The sequence below is a fragment of the Glaciimonas sp. CA11.2 genome (genome assembly GCF_034314045.1).
Taxonomy (GTDB): Bacteria; Pseudomonadota; Gammaproteobacteria; order Burkholderiales; family Burkholderiaceae_D; genus Glaciimonas.
The window spans coordinates 4501959-4518044 of record NZ_JAVIWL010000001.1 but is presented as its reverse complement, the minus strand read 5'-3'; the positions used below and the strand labels follow the sequence as shown (position 1 = coordinate 4518044).

Genomic DNA, 16086 nt, shown 5'->3' with positions numbered 1-16086 from the left:
TACGCTGCCACATTTTCTAGCTGGTTAGTATTGACGTTGAGCGCTGTGCGCAACATAACGCTCGCGCAGCGTCTCCAGCAGAGGCGCTGGTAATACTTGGATTACCCGCGTGGAGGTGAGTGTTGCCCCAGAAACCCACCGCTCACCTCACGAAGTGATTTCAGTATTTTCGTGCATAATCAAGGCAGTCGCTTGCCGCTGAACCTCTTAAATCGCAGCGTAACGCCGGCTCTTAATCATGCGATTGGGTTGAAAAGAATCGCATCATTTCTCGCGAAGCATCAGGACCTTTGCCATCGGTATATGTGCCACTCTTATTGCCACCGGCCCAGGCGTGTCCTGCACCATGGATCATCCAGTGCTCAGCGATCGACCGTCCTCGAGCGTCGTGATGCGACGTTCGCGTGTAACGATGTCCATTCGGCACTTGATCTTCTTGAACGATTACCACTGGCTTAATCGGTTTGGATGCATCGTATTTGTTATTACGCTGGTTAAAGATCACTTCAGGTACGCTCTGCGCCATCAGTTGCTCGCTATTTTGAGGACTGACCGTCGCATCTTTATCGCCATGAAAAACAATGATGGGAATCGATTGCAAGCGTGCATCAGCAACGTGCTTATGTTTTGAACCCGAGATCGGCACGTTGCCCCTCATTGCCGCAAGCGCGGACGGCAAGTCATGTGCGGCTGCGTACGGTAAACCTGAATGCACGCCGACAGCGGCATATAAATCGGGATAAGTGGTTCCCATGATAATCGCCATTGCGCCGCCCGCTGAAAGTCCGGCTATGTACACTTTGCCAGCGTCGAGTTTATAGTCATTAATGACCGTTTGAGTGATGCCTGCAATGATGGATGGCTCACCTTGATCGCGTTGCTGGTCTAGGGCCTTGAACCAGTTCCAGCACTTTGCAGTATTTGCTGCCTGGGTCTGCGTTGGATAGACCACAAAGCATGGTGACTCTTCAGCCACAATATTCATCCTGGTGCCGCTTGCAAAGTCGTCCGGATTTTGGGTGCAGCCATGCAACATGACCATGAGCGGCATGGCTTGACCGTGATAAGAAGATGGAATGTACAGTTTGTAATTGCGTGTCCCGGCGTGATTGGTGAACGACTTGGTTAAAAACTGGCCATTTGCGGTGGCCTTACCGGATTCCAGCTCTTCAGGGCTAAGCAAGTCTCCTTCGGCGTCTTTTTTGCCAGTATTTATATTCCCGTACGCGGCCGGAATACCTAACCGATTCAATAGGTCAGACACAAAATTTGGTACCGTAACTGATGCATCACCAATGTCTGATGTGGCATTTTTGTTAGGCATGGCGTTTGACAAAGGCGGTGTTGCACCGTTGGGCTGACCAGGTAAGGTCTGGAGCGCTTTTTGAATTGCAGCGGTTGCCTCTGAGGCTCCGTCGGACATTAGCTTACGGGTTGCCTGGCGCAGTTGAGCGCGTAAATATTCAGTCAGATTCATGGGAGCCTTTCAGATCGACATAATTAACAGATAATTAATTGACTTTAATGGATACGTTGGGCGAGCGCTGCTTTTACGGCAGGGCTTGCATGGAATGCACCCAAAACAGAAATGGATGCGATAGTTGCCAAGGCTAATTCTGCGGAGACGTCGGCAGCAATAGTAGCTAGCCCGAGTACTTGAATGTGCAGTGTTTGCCCCGCGTCTCGTAATGCTTCAAGATCCGCGCGGGAATACGTTTGCAAGCCAAGAACCAAGCTCTTGCGAGCGACAGTTTGTTTGACTGTATCGGCATGGACTGCTAGTTGATTGCGGATCGCGGTACGGATCAAATCAGTTCGGTTTGAATAAAACCCTTCCTGGACTAATAAGTCGATTTGTCCTAAATCGATTAATCCAAGATTAATAGTAATTTTTTCACTTTCACTGATTTTCGGCTTTAACACTAATACGCTCATAATACCTCCGCATGACATCCATATGCCATCTATATGGATGGTATTTTAGGTCGTAAACGATGTTTGTCAAGTTAAAGGCGCATCCTTGAGCATAATTTTATTTAATCTATGCACGTTTTTTGGATTAGTTCGACCTCGATTTAACAGGAACATCCAGGCCTTTACTTCACTGCCAAAATGGAGAAACGATTAGCTGGCCTGAAATCAGCAACTAAAACGACAATAGAGCGCGATAAGTCATTTGGAGGAAGGGAGGAGCGCAGCGTGCGTCAATCGTTGAAGCATGACGTTGACGAAAGCCCCGATGCTGTGGGATGTTTAATCCGGGGCATAAATATTGTATGCGGTGCGTACGTTAAGGAACGTGCGCCAAAGTACGTAATTGAATTATCTGCGTGGTTTCGGCATCATCGCTAAAATCGAAATCGGCCGCGTTGGCGGCCGAGATATTACTTGTTTCAGTTACTCAGTTACTGATCGGTCGTTAACCGTGATGCAATATTAAGCAGTTTTTTTTGCAGCTTGGGACAACTGGGTCGTTGCTTTGGCAACATTCGCTTCAACTGTTTCCACTGCTTGCTTAGTGGTTTTAGAGAGTTGTTCGTAACCAGCATTTGCATTGCTGACGACCGATTTCAACATGGCGACAGCATTTTCAGAACCGGCTGGTGCGCTTTTGGCGACTTCTTCAACCAATGCAGTCACTTTGCTTTTTGATTCAGCAATTTGCGCTTCAGCAGCTTGCGTGAGGTCAGCTTTGACGCTTGAAGCGATTTCGGTCAAATGGCTGCTGTATGACGCGGCTTTTTCAGCGTTCAGTTTAGCTTGTGAAGCGATCAAAGCGAAAAATGCTTGTGGATCTTTTGCTGACAATAATTGTTTTGTCGCAATGCTTGATTCTTCTGCATACGCTTTAGCAGCTGCGATATTCAGTGCAATTGCTTTTTCGCTGCTTTCCATGATCTTGCTTACGAGTGCACTAGAAGTGGCAAACTGGGATTCAAAGGCGGCTTTGGTTGCAGATGAGAATTTATCTAGATTCGAAAACATAAGAACTCCTGATGGGTCAATAATGAGGTTATGCAGGTATCCGAGTAAATGGTGCACTGCAACAATTCATATTTTACCCGAAGAATAAAGGATGTCCAGCTTTTTTTTAAAACTTTTTATGAGATAAATCAATACCTGAGAAATCAGTTTTTATGAGGCAATAACCCTTGCTTGGCGTTAATGTCCCTCGATCAGCTTAAGCGCTGTTGGCCGCCGAATCGAATATGCATGTCCCGACCGTGAGCTAGTCAGGTATCTGACGACTTCGGGTTTGGCGAAGGGCGGGTGACAATCGGTTCGTTGCGCTTGGTGAGACGGACGCGGTAGAAGCTAGTCAACAAGTTGTAGCCGGGCAAGTAACGGACTTCCCCCCCCGGGCAGCTAGTTCTCTCCCAAGTCACATTTGTGCATTTGATAACGCAAAGTCAATACACAATCTATACCTCGCAATATACAAACAATTATGACAAATACACAAGGCCTGTGTAAGCTGCATTAATTGCAGTTAATGCAACAATAAGCTCAAGAAATGGGGAATAGTTTTCATGCCACGCAACCTTCTGACGAGAAAAGCGCTCCAATTACTTAAATAGCTTATAGGTTGAATTTCAACGTGAATGTTTATACGTATGACACACCAAAAAATGACGTAACCATATTAAGGAATATGATGGTGTTACATCAATCCCGCAATCCGGAGCCGATGGTCTATACAGCTTTAGGGACCTTCTTCACCGGCTTATTAGCGCTTGTTCTAGTTGGCGATCAGGTTGAGGCTACATTCGATGCCGGGCGCTTGGCAATTTTTGGACTCGGTATCGGTGCCGTACTAGCCACTGCAATATGTCTGACTCTCAAGAGGACTTTTTTTCATATTCTTGGCAATGGTACAAGGTTAGCGATTATTGGTTTGATGTGGCAAGGAGTTGTGCTGGTCACCTGTGCTTTCGCTTTTTATTCAAACTATCTCATGGCCGACGAACCGGTTCGACTTGAGCAAATGCCCGTGTTAAGTAAGCAAGACGGCAAAGGAGCGACGCAGCATTGGTACGCTTTGTCAGTGAAAGTAGCGGGAAATAATGAACGTATTTATGTGTGTCATGACATTTGGAAAAATATAAATACCAGTCAGCATATATATAGTGCGCCGGTATGGATGGGGTTATGGGGATTTCGTTTTACGTCGACGTCTCATTGCAATTGATATCTCGTCGTTTGCTTGGATTGATTAGGCAGCGAGCTGACCTGTCGATACTTTCTGGAGTGCACCCGGATAGCCCAATTTAGCGGTTTGCATCATTTAAACGCCTACTTTTGTAAGACTTTAGAAATTAAGGGTACCAGAATCGTCTCCCGGTTCAACCGCGTGAAATGGTCATTCCAATCTGTTCTTTGTGTTTGTCACGGCCATCTTGTGTGCGTCGTGACGACACCATGGCTGACGCATGTGAGAGCGGCCGTCTTCGATAGCTAAGCAAATAAGATTGCTGACATTAAATTGCCGTAATTCAGCATGGCGCGATGTTTGCTAGTTGTTATCGAAGTACACGGCATCGCGTTCGCAACAAGGAAGCTTTATTAATTGCTTTTCCTGTTGGACCCGCCATTTCGATGACTCAACCTGATTTACCTAAATCTATAATAGGAGACACCATGCATTTGTCCACAATCGCCCTTGCCGTTCTTAGTGCGTCCATCATTGGTTTAAATCCCGGCAGTGCCATGGCGCAATTTACGGGTGACAGCGTCAAAATAGGTGTCATTGTTGATAAAACCGGTGTCTACTCCGGGATTGGAGGCCCAGGAGGGGTCGCCGCGGTAAAAATGGCAATTGATGATTTCGGCGGCAAGGTATCCGGCAAACCGATTGAAATGGTTTCAGCGGACTACCAGAATAAAGTAGACATCGCCGTTGCACGCGCATCGGAATGGGTCGATCGCGATCATGTTGATATGATCATCGAGTCGACCGACTCTTCTGCCGCTATTGCATTGCAAAAATTGGGGGCAATTAAAAAGAAAGTGATGTTATTTGCCGGATCGGCGTCAACTGTGCTGACCAATCAGGAGTGTTCCCCATATGGCGTCCACTATGTATATGACACATACGCGCTGGCAACCGGTACGGGCCGCGCTATCGTAGAGTCAGGCGGCGATACCTGGTTTTTCCTGACTGCTGATTACGCGTTCGGAAAATCGATGGAAAAAGATACGAGTCAGGTCGTTAATGAAATGGGAGGGAGAGTCTTAGGCTCGATTAAGCATCCACTTAACGCCTCAGATTTTTCTTCGTTCTTGCTACAAGCTCAGGCTTCGAAAGCCAAGATTATCGGTTTTGCTAATGCTGGCAGAGATACGCAGAACGCGGTACGTGGTGCCGTTGAATTTGGCTTGACTAAGGGTGGCCAAAAGCTGGCAACCCTGTTAATTTTTGACACAGACCTGAAAGGCATGGGCCTGCCTCTCGCGCAAGGACTGTTGTTTACCACGGGTTTCTACTGGGATATGAATAATGAAACCCGTGCATGGTCTAAGCGTTTTTACGCACTGCAACAAAAGATGCCGACGATGGTTCAAGCCGGTATGTATTCCGCGACGATGCATTATTTGAACGCGGTTCAGGCGGCAGGTACTGACAATGCGGAAGTAGTGATGAAAAAAATGAAGGCCACCGAAATCAATGATTTTTTTGCGAAGAAAGGCCGGATTCGCGAAGATGGTCTGATGGTGCATGACATGTATCTGGCAGAAGCCAAAAAACCGTTGGAATCCAAGTCTGACTGGGATCTCATGAAAATAGTAAAAACTATTCCAGGCGATCAGGCATATCAGCCGATGAGTGAAGGATCTTGCGCACTGGTGAAAAAGTAATTGTTGTAGCCCTGGAAAAATAATTGCCAGGTTTTGGATGAGGTCCTCCCAAGGAGGGCTGGCTAAATGAATGTCCCGGATCAGCATGACTGCTGATCCGGGATAAACGTGACCGACCTGAGGTGCGTGTCGGATTGATCGGCCAGGTTAGGTTGGGTAAGTCATTAGCTGCACCGTTTGTTAAATTCAAGTAAGCTCCAGCAGCTCTGACCATTTTCGCGTTCGCTAAAATCACGTTTCATACTTTGCATCGAGTTAGCTTAAAACTGCTGTCCTGACCTTCGGCTTCAATTCTTTGTTCGCCTCCGTGGTAAGAAAATGCAACGTCACTGCCACCACTATGCGCTGCCTGTTTGCTGCTTAGCATCCTCAGCTATCCATCGTGAACAATTAAACACCTCGCAGACTGGTAAAAATAGCCTGGCGCAACCCTGGTGCAATGCGTCGCTCCACGCAATTCCTCCCCCGCTAAGATTCCCTTCGTTCACTTGGCTGCGACCTCACGATGGACATTGCACCCGGGCCTTATTCGCCAGGCCCTGCCAGCCATACCGCGAAGCGCTCATTTGAACCGATGGACAACAAACTTTCGGAACAGCGTTGTTGACCAAAATGTCAAGCGAGACAAAGCGGTCAACGGTGACTTTTATGGCCTGCGCCACTTCGTCGTAATGGCGCACGTCGGCTTTGCTCGACACTGTCTTTTATTACGCAGTATAGATATGTTCTGAGAACAGTCGCAAGGAGTGCGACTCAATTTGATAGATGCTTTTTTACACCGTGCCGATATCGAAGTGTCTTCAGTACGCACTGCTGTGTTTTCCAAATGAACAAAATTGCGCGGTGGCATGCGGGGGGAAGTCAGATTAAAGAACATCGGATAAACAATGACAGGGAGCGGGGTTATCCGTTTTCCCTGGCACGTGGTTTGCATAAAGGTCATATGGCACAATTAAGTGCCATGCAAGGATCCCAGCAATGAATACCCGTAATAAGTCGCTGGTGAGCACGACAATGGAAGGTTCGGTGCCGATACAGACACGAGTGGCTGAACGGCCGAAGCCTCACTACAGTCAAGACGAGATTTGAAACTGGAGCTTAATGTGGTCAATGCAGTAGTTAAACAAGCACCAAATCAAGCGGCAAAAGAAGCCGTAAAAGAAATTCAACATATCGGGATCATCGGTGCCGGTGCCATGGGGCGTGGCATCGCACAGGTATGCGCATCGGCTGGTTGCCAGGTCAGGTTATTTGACAGTGTGGAGGAAGCCGTAGCGCGTGCCATCGCGTTTGTGCGCGAAGACCTGGGACAGGCAGTAGCGAAAGGTAAAATTTCCGAATCCGATGCGGCTGCCGCACTTAGTCGTATTTTGCCCGCCCATGATGTGAAGGAACTGGGCGATTGCGAGCTGATAGTGGAAGCTATCCTAGAGAATCTTGACGCTAAGCAGAGCTTGATGCGGGAGCTGGAAGCGGTGGTCAGGCCGGAGTGCATCCTTGCTACCAATACGTCTTCACTTAGCGTGACGGCGATCGCGGCAGCTTGCGCGTTGCCCCAGAGGGTTGTCGGTTGGCATTTTTTCAATCCCGTGACCCGCATGAAGTTGGTAGAGGTGATACAAGCGCCGCGTACTAAGCCTGAAGCGGTGCAAGCGTTGGTAACGCTTTCGCTGCGCGTGGGCCATCGCGCTATTGTTACCTCTGATTCACCCGGATTCGTAGTCAATCATGCGGGGCGCGCGTTTGTCACGGAAGGACTGAAACTGTTAGCTGAGCGCGCCGCCGAACATCCGGTTATCGATACCATCTTGCGCATGTGCGCGGGTTTTCGAATGGGACCGTTCGAGTTGCTGGATCTCACCGGTCTGGACGTTTCGGTTCCCGTGATGGAGTCTATCCATAGCCAATACTATGGCGATGACCGGTACCGTCCGGTGACACTCGCTCGCACCCGGTTGCTGGCCGGTCTCTTAGGTCGAAAAAGCGGTCAGGGTTTCTATAGTTATCAAGAAAAAAATATCACACCGCAATTAGTATCGCAACAAACCGCGGCGGCGGCCACAGTCGCTGTCTGGTGGCCGGAGAACAGTCCTGTCACGCCACCGGATTCGCTTCTTGCATTGCTTCAATCTGTTAGTCGAGTGCACGATGCGAGCGAGGCCGACGTCATTCTGCTGGCACCATTAGGCCGCGATCTTTCTACAACCGTTGCGGACTTGCAACTTGATCCGTCTAAAGCAGTCGCAATCGATCCGCTTTTTAGTGGAAAAACCGGGGTCACACTGATGGTTAGCCCGGGTACCGCTGCGGCTACTGTCGACGCGGCCCGTACCATTTTCGCCGCACAATTGATTCCGACGTTTGTAATTGCAGATTCACCAGGTTATGTTGCGCCGCGCGTTATCGCCTGTATCGTCAATCTTGCGTGCGAGATGGCGCAGCAAGGGGTTGCATCGCCTGCTGATATTGACGTCGCTGTGCGCCTCGGTCTGGGCTATCCGGCCGGGCCATTCGAGTGGGGTGATCGCTTGGGTGCAAAACACATACTGGAAATCCTTCAGGGATTGCATGCCACATTCGGCGATCAGCGCTACCGCCCATCACCATGGCTCGTGCGGCGTGCGCGCTTATCACTGTCGCTGACCGCGCCAGACCGCGTGGGCTGAACATCTCGCTCCCTGACATCGCATCCTTTGTGCTTTAGTTCATGCGCCGGCGAAGACAGGCTGTCCTTACCGCAGAATAGTCGCATTTTGGGCGCAAGATGCTGGAATGGGTGTGAAGTTAAATTGGAAGTAATGTTTGAGTTTGATTATTAACGCAGGGACAGACATTAACGCAGAGACAGGCTTGAGCAGTTGTAAATTGCAAACTATGTACCATGAGTCTGGTGTAATTAGCCGCTATATCTCTCACTCAGATTGTCCATTGAAAGGACGCGACGGCATCGCGGTGTCCGCATGACATGCACTTAATCATTCATGCTTGCAGAAAACCCTTTTTTTAGGCCAATAAAGCTAAATAGTGGATTTCATTACCTGGCTGAGTTGCGGGGTGGTCGGTTCGGCATGATCGTCCAGATCCATTTCGAACTCAAGCCGCATGGACCGGGGTTTGTGCGTCTTGCGGACAGTCGACTGTATGACGAGTATTTGGCGCGGACAGTAAAGCGGAAAAACACATGTTTGCGATTTGTCCGCAGCTTTCAAAAATGGATTTGCTACGCGTAGCCTGACGACCGTTTGACGAATAGTCGGGCATGCAATTTGCTGTTAGCCTAAGCATGACAACGTAAAAACGATCCACCGCATGCCAGCACTGCCGCCGGAACAGCCTGAATCAGAAGTGCCGGCGCAAGTGGGAATGAGCATAGCGAAATAAACTTAGCGAAAATCAATGCGTTGCGCAGTGCAGGTGACATCTGACCATTCAATTCAAGTCTTAAATAAAAGGAAATAACGTGGAATTTCAGGAAATTACTTACGAAGAAGACGGTCCAGTCGGAACCATGACCCTGAACCGCCCCCATGACGGCAATATGTTTACGCCGCTGATGTGCGATGAAATTCGTGATTGTATCAACGCCATCCGGCGCGAGACCCGGACCCGGGTCATCGTGCTGACGGGCGCCGGAGATAAATTTTTTTGCACCGGCGGTAAGAAGGAAGGTATGGAAGACACCCAGCTGTATGCCGGTATGTTACCCACATTGGATATGTATGAAAGTATTGACCGGCTGCAAAAACCGGTGATCGCTTGTGTCAACGGCTATGCGGTCGGCGGCGGTAACGTGCTGCAGATGGTATGTGACATGACGATTGCTAAGGAAAGCGCCGTGTTCCGCCAGGTGGGGCCGATGGTCGGCAGTTTTGATGCCGGTTATGGCACCTGGTATCTTGAAGATCTGGTCGGTAAGAAGCGGGCTAAAGAAATCTGGTTTCGTAATCCGAAGATGACAGCGCAGGAAGCGCTGTCGATCGGACTGATCAATAAAGTAGTCCCGGATGCGATGCTAAAGAAAGAGACCCGCAAGATGGCGCTGGAAATCGCCGATCGCGGCGCATTTGCACTGGCTTCTATCAAGGCTGCGTTCAATGCCCGCCATGGTGGCGTGAGCGGTCTTGCGCGCATGGCGCATGACTTGTTGCTCCCAGGCTATCTGGACAGCGAAGAACATGCCGAACTGGCGTCTGCATTTGCGGAGCGGCGCAGCCCTGACGCGTCCAAATTTGGCCAATGATTCCTTGCAAAGAAAGCTGTCATGCAGAATGTTTTAACATTACATAATCCGCAGCAGGCGCGCGAGTATTACATGGCAGGGATCTGGCAGGGTGAAACTCTGTACAGCCTGGCCGAAAACCATGCAAGTACGCGTCCGGGTTCATGGGCGCTGCGTGATACCGAGATCCGTCTGACCTGGCGTGAACTGGTGGATTGGGCCGACAGCGTGGCGCAAGGTCTGGCTGAGGCCGGTTTGCACGGCGGCGACCGGGTCGCTGTCTGGCTGCCCAGCCGGGTCGAGTCAGTCGTCGTCTTTCTTGCCTGTTCACGCAACGGTTATGTGTGCGTGCCGTCGCTGCATCAGAATCATACCGTGGAGGAGATCGCGGTCCTGCTTGAGCGGGTGCAATGTCGGGCATTGTTCGCGATGCCAGGTTATGGTGCTGATGCATCGGAGAATTCAATTTTTACGCGTGCATTAACGATGCCGTCGATAAAAACTGTCTTCTCGGTATTACCATCTCATGGCGTGAAATGGATGCTGCCTGAGAAAAGCCGGTCCTTTCCGAAGCCTAATGCGGCATCGGTTTCATCACCTCCCGACTTGAATCCCGACAAGGTCGCGTATCTGGCATTTACGTCAGGTACTACCGGCATGCCGAAGGGCGTAATGCACAGCGATAATACGCTGCTTGCTAATGGTCGAGCGCTTGCCAGTGACTGGCATCAGGGACCGGACACAGTCATCTTGTCGCTCAGTCCGGTCAGTCACCATATCGCTACGGTTGCGTGCGAGCAGATGCTGGTGACCGGTTGCGAATTGGTGCTGCATTATGCGGGAACGGGTAAGTCGGTATTGGACTGGATTATTGAGACCGGTGCCACTTACGTGATGGGCGTCCCGACGCATGCGATCGATTTGCTGGCTGCGCTGCAGCAGCAAGGCTTACAGCATCTGGGAAAAGTAAAGACCTTTTATATGGCGGGGACCTTGATCCCGCGCAAAATTGCCGAGCAATTTTTGACGCTTGGGGTGGTGCCACAGAATATTTACGGAATGACAGAAAATGGATCGCATCAATATCCATTGCCTGCGGATGAAATTGATACGCTGGTGGCTTCCTGCGGTCGCGCCTGCCGTGGCTATGAGGTGCGTCTGTGGAATCAGGAAAATCCGGATATCGAAGCTGAGCCAGGACAGATCGGCGAAATCGGCGGACGCGGTGGCTTGCTGATGCTCGGTTATTTCAATAATCAGGAAGCGACCGAAAATTCATTTAATGCCAGTGGATGGTTTCTCAGCGGTGACCTCGGTCAATTCGAAAAAAACGGCGGCTTGCGTCTAGTCGGTCGGAAGAAGGATTTGATCATACGCGGTGGTCACAATATTTATCCGGTCAATATCGAAGAGTTGGCGCAGCGGCATCCGGGCGTTCTGAAGGTAGCGGTGTATCCGGTGTCGCACGAACGTTTGGGCGAGCAGGTTTGTCTTGCCGTTATCCCGCGTGATGGTGTCGCACTGCGTGCCGATGAGGTCTTGAAATATCTCCTCGATTCAGGGCTTTCCAAGTATGACTTGCCTGAGCATTTCATTGAAATGGACGCCTTTCCGATGACGACGAGCGGTAAGGTACTCAAGCGTGAACTAATCGAACTGACGCGTGCCGGTAAATTGGTCCCGCAAGCAGTGAGAGAAATTGCAAGCGCCGGTCAGCCTTTAGCCGGTAAGTCTTTAATCAGTGAAGGAAAAACGGCATGACTATTCAATTAACCTATCAGGAATCATGTGCGATTTTGCAGATAGATCGGCCGCAAGTCTTGAACGCACTGAGTTTCGACGTGCTGCGCCAGATTAGCGCGGCGATCGATCAGGTCGCGGCATCCGATGCGCGTGCATTAGTGATTGTCGGTAGCGGTGAAAAAGCCTTTTGCGCTGGCGCCGATATTAAAGAATTGCAAGGTCGCGGCCTGCTGGCGCAAAAGCAAGGTGCAGAGCTAGGCCAAAGCGTGATGGCCAAACTGGATCGGCTGCCGATTCCATCGATTGCCGTTATTCATGGCTATGCGTTTGGTGGTGGATTGGAGTTGGCAATGGCGTGTACTTTTCGGGTTGCAACGCCAAAGGCAAAGATGGGATTGCCGGAAATTAAGCTCGGGCTGATCCCGGGTTATGGCGGCACTCAGCGCCTTCCACGTTTAGTCGGCGAAGCCAAAGCGCTTGAAATCATCCTGTCTGGCAAGACCATAGACGCGGTCGAAGCAGAGCGCATTGGCTTAGTCAATCTGGTGGTTGAAGCGGCTGACCCGATTACGATCGGTTGTACTTACGCGCAGCAATTTATCGGCTTTAGCCGCTGTGCGCTGTTGTTTGCCCGGGAGGCTATTCAGCGCGCATTAGCGTTGCCGCTGATCGACGGTTTGCGCATCGAATCGGACTTATCAACGCTGGCCTTTCAAACCGCCGACGCACGTGAAGGCATGCAGGCCTTCGTTGAAAAGCGGACTCCTCATTTCAAGGATGAATAAGCCATGAAACAGTCTTGTATTATCGTAACCGGTGCCAGTCGTGGAATCGGTGCGGCAATTGCCGAAAGTCTGGCGGAGGCTGGCTTCATGGTTGGTTGCCTCTCACGCTCAGGCGACCTTCCGCATCGGCCCGATGCTTCGGAGCAAGCACGCCAACGTTGGTTGAGTGCCGCTTGCGATGTGACCAATGCTAGCCAGGTGCGAGCGGCCATCGCAGACATTCAGTCTCGGTGCAGCGTCCCGATAGCCGGGCTCGTGAATAATGCCGGCATCCATATGGAAGGCAAGTCAGCGTCGCTTCCATTGGAGGAATTTGACAAAGTAATGCAAACCAATGCCAACTCGGTAGTGATAGGCAGTCAGAGTGTGTTTCCGTATTTGCGCGAGCAGGGCGGACTGATTGTCAATATAGGTTCATTTTTTGACAAAATGGGCGTTAAGCGCAACCTCGCTTATTGCGCCTCCAAGGCCGCAGTCGGCGCGATCACGCGCTGCCTGGCAGTCGAATGGGCCTCCGTTGGTGTGCGGGTACTAAACGTCGCCCCCGGCTATATCGTTACCGACCTTAACCGCGCATCTATGTCGGAAGGTCCGCTGCGCACATTTCTTGAAAAACGCATTCCAAACGGGGCGCCCGGCACAGCTGATGACGTAGGCGCACTGGTCGCCCTCTTGTTTGCCATGCCTGGCGGATTTATGTCCGGTGAGACAATTTATATTGACGGCGCGCAAGGCGTCGCACACTAAAAGAAGGACGCGCTATGAATGTGCTGGAAAGATTAGATAATCGCTTACCTCTGAGCGAAGATGAAAAAATGATTCTCGATAGTGTGCAAGCACTGGCACGTAAGGAGATTGCTTCAAGAGCAGCGGAAGTCGATGAAAGTGGAGAGTTTCCTTGGGATAATGTCCACGCCATCAACCAGCTTGGTCTCAACGCGATGTTCGTTCCGGAAGAATATGGTGGCGCACCGCTGTCGTTCACCTGCTATCTGGCATGCGTACGGGAAATTTCCAAGGCGTGTGCTTCCACTGGCATCATCTGGGCCACTAATTTTCATGCGATCAAGCCATTAATCGAGTTCGGCAATCACGAACAGAAATCGCAGTTTCTGCCAAAGATTGCAGAAGGAGCGCTGGCCGCTCTTGCCATCACCGAATCATCGGCGGGCTCGGACGCGACTGGTATGAAAACCTCGTTCCGTCCGGATGGCGACAACATCGTCATCAACGGTAGCAAAATTTTCATTACTAATGGTGACGTTGCTGACCAGTATCTGCTGTTCGGAAAATGGAGCGAAATTGACGATCCAAAGGCAGCGATCTCAGTGTTGATCCTTGAAAAGGGCACGCCAGGGTTAAGCGTGACCGGTACAGAGAATAAGATGGGCACACGTGGCTCCAGTACTGCTTCGCTGGCTTTTGATAACTGCCGTGTGCCGCGCGCCAATCTTCTTCAAAATCCTGGCGATGGTCTGAAAATACTATTTGGCTCGCTAAATCGTTCTCGCCCTAGTGTTGCGGCGCATGCGCTGGGTATCGCGCGCGCGGCTTTCGAGGATGCGGTGGCTTACATCAACGAGCGCAAGCAGTCCGGCAAAAAAATTATCGAGTTTCAGGGGATTCAATTTTTACTTGCCGACCTCGCTGCAGAGCTGGTGATGTGTGAATCCTGGTTGTGGCGTGTAGCAGCAATGGTCGATTCCGGAGAAAAAGATTTTGGTACCGAGGCATCGATATTAAAGATGCGCGCCAGCGATGCAGCGATGCGCATCGCCACCGAGGCCGTACAGCTATTGGGCGGCTATGGTTATTGCAAGGATTATCGCGTTGAGCGGCTCATGCGTGACGCTAAAATCACCCAGATTTGGGAAGGTACCAATCAGGTACACCGTCAACTCATTGGCCGTAGCTTTCTTTTGAAATAGGAACAAACATGACAGTAATTAAAACCGTCGGCGTAGTCGGCAGCGGCACCATGGGAACCGGCATCGCGATTGTAGCCGCTCGCGCAGGCTTTCGTGTCAAGGTGCTCGATACCAGACAGGAAGCATTGGAGCAGTCGCGTCAGCAGACGCTCGCCTTTCTAGAAAAATCAGTGCAACGCAAGAAGCTGGAACCGGTTCAACTGGAACAGATCATGCAGAACTGGTCTGGCAGCACTGATGCAGCAGGTATGGCGGATTGCGATATTATTATCGAAGCAGTATTTGAGGACCTGGCTGTCAAGCATCAATTGTTTCAGCGATTGCATGCGGTTTGCCCGCCGCACACCATCTTTGCTTCGAATACGTCGACCATCTCGATTACCGAGATCGCAGGCGGTTGTGGCCGTGATGATCGCTTTGTAGGGATGCATTTTTGCCTTCCTGCACAATTGATGAAGCTGGTGGAGATGTCAGCTGGCATGAACACCAGCGAAGAGACATTTGCTGCAGCCTGGGAGTTTAGTAAGGCCATGGGGCAAAAGCCTGTACGGACTCAGGACACGCCCGGCTTCATCCTGAATTATTTTTTAATTCCATATCACAACGATGCTATCCGTTTAGTTGAGCAGGGCGTGGCCGAGGCGGCCGATATTGATCTGGCTATCAAGACCGCGCTGGGCTATCCGATGGGACCAATGGAGTTGCTTGATCTAGTGGGTCTTGATACGCAACGGCTGTTATGTGAGGCGATGTACGGGTTGACCAACGAACCGCGGGCAGCCTGTCCGCCGCTGGTCAAACGCATGATCGCTGCTGGCCGACTTGGCAAAAAATCCGGTAAGGGCTTCCTCAACTATACCAATACTAAAATGTTCGGAGCTTGAGATGGAAACACCTATGCAGACACCTTATTGTATTATTTCATCCGGCATCAGCCGCTCGTTTCCGGTCGACCATTCATTCATTGCGCAAGCTGATAGCGATGCTATCGCGACAGTCTATCTGGGCGCTCAGGCCGGGGCCGCCTACCGGTCTTCGCCAACAGTAACTGACGCTGTATTTATCGCTATTGAACTCGATATCGAATGTCTCGGTGTGCATGTCGATACAAATGCTCCTGCCGTTCGGACTAACGTGGTTGGTATTGCGCGTTTTCGTCTGGGCGATGCTGAACCTAGTAATCTGATTGAACTGGTGCGTCTGCCACAAACATCGCCGGTCGCACTGGCGGCCGCAAAGGGGGCACTCGAAGCAGCCGGATTGGTCGTCGCAGTGTGTGGGGACTTTCCCGGCAGAATCGTCAACCGTCTTGTGCGGCCTTATTACAACGCGGCGCTGCGTCGACTTGATGAGCAATTGGCAAGCGCCGAGGACATGGATATGACGCTAAGGTTGGGTCTCGGTTATCCGGAGGGTCCGATTGCGCTACTCAAGCGTACTGGTCTGGCCGATCATTGCCGGGTCAGCGAGCAGCTTTACCAGGCATTGCGCCAGGAACCCTATGCACCGGCGCGTGCAGCACAGATGGCAATGGCGCATAGTCAGGGAGACTGAA

General features: G+C 50.8%; 14 protein-coding genes. 10 read left to right on the top strand and 4 right to left on the bottom strand.

Annotated features, from left to right (window positions below; translation table 11 throughout):
* Positions 1 to 232 precede the first annotated feature (232 nt).
* The 3 genes from RGU75_RS19655 to phaP all read right to left on the bottom strand — a co-directional run bounded on the left by RGU75_RS19655 (position 233) and on the right by phaP (position 3042).
* Positions 233 to 1477, bottom strand: coding sequence for a PHB depolymerase family esterase (locus RGU75_RS19655; RefSeq protein ID WP_322238840.1), 1245 nt, complete (start codon positions 1475 to 1477; stop codon positions 233 to 235).
* Positions 1478 to 1521: 44 nt separating this feature from the next.
* Positions 1522 to 1935 (bottom strand): CopG family transcriptional regulator, encoded by a 414-nt coding sequence (locus RGU75_RS19650; protein ID WP_322238838.1) that lies wholly within the window; start codon positions 1933 to 1935, stop codon positions 1522 to 1524.
* A gap of 501 nt (positions 1936 to 2436) precedes the next feature.
* The gene (phaP, locus tag RGU75_RS19645) at positions 2437 to 3042 is read right to left on the bottom strand and encodes a TIGR01841 family phasin (RefSeq protein ID WP_322238836.1); all 606 of its coding nucleotides are present in this window, start codon (positions 3040 to 3042) and stop codon (positions 2437 to 2439) included.
* A 613-nt stretch (positions 3043 to 3655) separates the two neighbouring features.
* On the opposite strand from phaP, the gene RGU75_RS19640 reads away from it, so the two are divergent.
* Entirely contained in the window at positions 3656 to 4189 is a 534-nt protein-coding gene (locus RGU75_RS19640; protein WP_322238834.1) for a hypothetical protein, read from the top strand.
* A gap of 449 nt (positions 4190 to 4638) precedes the next feature.
* Positions 4639 to 5856 (top strand): ABC transporter substrate-binding protein, encoded by a 1218-nt coding sequence (locus RGU75_RS19635; protein ID WP_322238832.1) that lies wholly within the window; start codon positions 4639 to 4641, stop codon positions 5854 to 5856.
* Positions 5857 to 6356: 500 nt separating this feature from the next.
* Here RGU75_RS19635 and RGU75_RS19630 read toward each other — a convergent pair whose 3' ends face one another.
* Positions 6357 to 6554, bottom strand: a complete 198-nt coding sequence (locus RGU75_RS19630) for a hypothetical protein (RefSeq protein ID WP_322238830.1) — start codon at positions 6552 to 6554, stop codon at positions 6357 to 6359.
* A 405-nt stretch (positions 6555 to 6959) separates the two neighbouring features.
* Between RGU75_RS19630 and RGU75_RS19625 the strand changes: the two genes are divergently transcribed.
* The 8 genes from RGU75_RS19625 (at position 6960) to RGU75_RS19590 (ending at position 16085) form a co-directional block, all read left to right on the top strand.
* Positions 6960 to 8522 (top strand): 3-hydroxyacyl-CoA dehydrogenase, encoded by a 1563-nt coding sequence (locus tag RGU75_RS19625; RefSeq protein WP_416186830.1) that lies wholly within the window; start codon positions 6960 to 6962, stop codon positions 8520 to 8522.
* A gap of 794 nt (positions 8523 to 9316) precedes the next feature.
* Complete coding sequence (locus RGU75_RS19620; protein ID WP_322238828.1) at positions 9317 to 10096, top strand: enoyl-CoA hydratase-related protein; 780 nt, start codon at positions 9317 to 9319, stop codon at positions 10094 to 10096.
* 21 nt (positions 10097 to 10117) lie between these two features.
* A complete protein-coding gene (locus RGU75_RS19615) occupies positions 10118 to 11836 on the top strand; it encodes a class I adenylate-forming enzyme family protein (RefSeq protein WP_322238827.1) in 1719 nt (572 codons plus the stop codon).
* Positions 11833 to 12603 carry an enoyl-CoA hydratase/isomerase family protein gene (locus RGU75_RS19610; RefSeq protein ID WP_322238825.1) on the top strand — a complete coding sequence of 257 codons (771 nt, stop codon included), beginning with the start codon at positions 11833 to 11835 and terminating at the stop codon, positions 12601 to 12603. The genes RGU75_RS19615 and RGU75_RS19610 overlap by 4 nt, the downstream gene beginning before the upstream one ends.
* A 3-nt stretch (positions 12604 to 12606) precedes the next feature.
* Entirely contained in the window at positions 12607 to 13350 is a 744-nt protein-coding gene (locus RGU75_RS19605; protein ID WP_322238823.1) for an SDR family oxidoreductase, read from the top strand.
* Positions 13351 to 13364: 14 nt separating this feature from the next.
* Positions 13365 to 14531: an acyl-CoA dehydrogenase family protein gene (locus tag RGU75_RS19600; protein WP_322238821.1), complete on the top strand. Its 1167-nt coding sequence runs from the start codon at positions 13365 to 13367 to the stop codon at positions 14529 to 14531.
* Positions 14532 to 14539: 8 nt separating this feature from the next.
* Positions 14540 to 15415, top strand: a complete 876-nt coding sequence (locus RGU75_RS19595; RefSeq protein ID WP_322238819.1) for a 3-hydroxyacyl-CoA dehydrogenase family protein — start codon at positions 14540 to 14542, stop codon at positions 15413 to 15415.
* A 1-nt stretch (position 15416) separates the two neighbouring features.
* Positions 15417 to 16085, top strand: a complete 669-nt coding sequence (locus RGU75_RS19590; protein WP_322238817.1) for a 3-hydroxyacyl-CoA dehydrogenase family protein — start codon at positions 15417 to 15419, stop codon at positions 16083 to 16085.
* The last annotated feature ends 1 nt before the right edge of the window (position 16086 follow it).

What these genes read in the sequence shown, in the direction of transcription:
- RGU75_RS19650 (WP_322238838.1), bottom strand. Translation starts at nt 1,935, where the DNA reads ATGAGCGTATTAGTGTTAAAGCCGAAAATCAGTGAAAGTGAAAAAATT.
- RGU75_RS19595 (WP_322238819.1), top strand. Translation starts at nt 14,540, where the DNA reads ATGACAGTAATTAAAACCGTCGGCGTAGTCGGCAGCGGCACCATGGGA.
- RGU75_RS19605 (WP_322238823.1), top strand. Translation starts at nt 12,607, where the DNA reads ATGAAACAGTCTTGTATTATCGTAACCGGTGCCAGTCGTGGAATCGGT.
- RGU75_RS19635 (WP_322238832.1), top strand. Translation starts at nt 4,639, where the DNA reads ATGCATTTGTCCACAATCGCCCTTGCCGTTCTTAGTGCGTCCATCATT.
- RGU75_RS19655 (WP_322238840.1), bottom strand. Translation starts at nt 1,477, where the DNA reads ATGAATCTGACTGAATATTTACGCGCTCAACTGCGCCAGGCAACCCGT.
- RGU75_RS19610 (WP_322238825.1), top strand. Translation starts at nt 11,833, where the DNA reads ATGACTATTCAATTAACCTATCAGGAATCATGTGCGATTTTGCAGATA.
- RGU75_RS19590 (WP_322238817.1), top strand. Translation starts at nt 15,417, where the DNA reads ATGGAAACACCTATGCAGACACCTTATTGTATTATTTCATCCGGCATC.
- RGU75_RS19640 (WP_322238834.1), top strand. Translation starts at nt 3,656, where the DNA reads ATGGTGTTACATCAATCCCGCAATCCGGAGCCGATGGTCTATACAGCT.
- RGU75_RS19615 (WP_322238827.1), top strand. Translation starts at nt 10,118, where the DNA reads ATGCAGAATGTTTTAACATTACATAATCCGCAGCAGGCGCGCGAGTAT.
- RGU75_RS19600 (WP_322238821.1), top strand. Translation starts at nt 13,365, where the DNA reads ATGAATGTGCTGGAAAGATTAGATAATCGCTTACCTCTGAGCGAAGAT.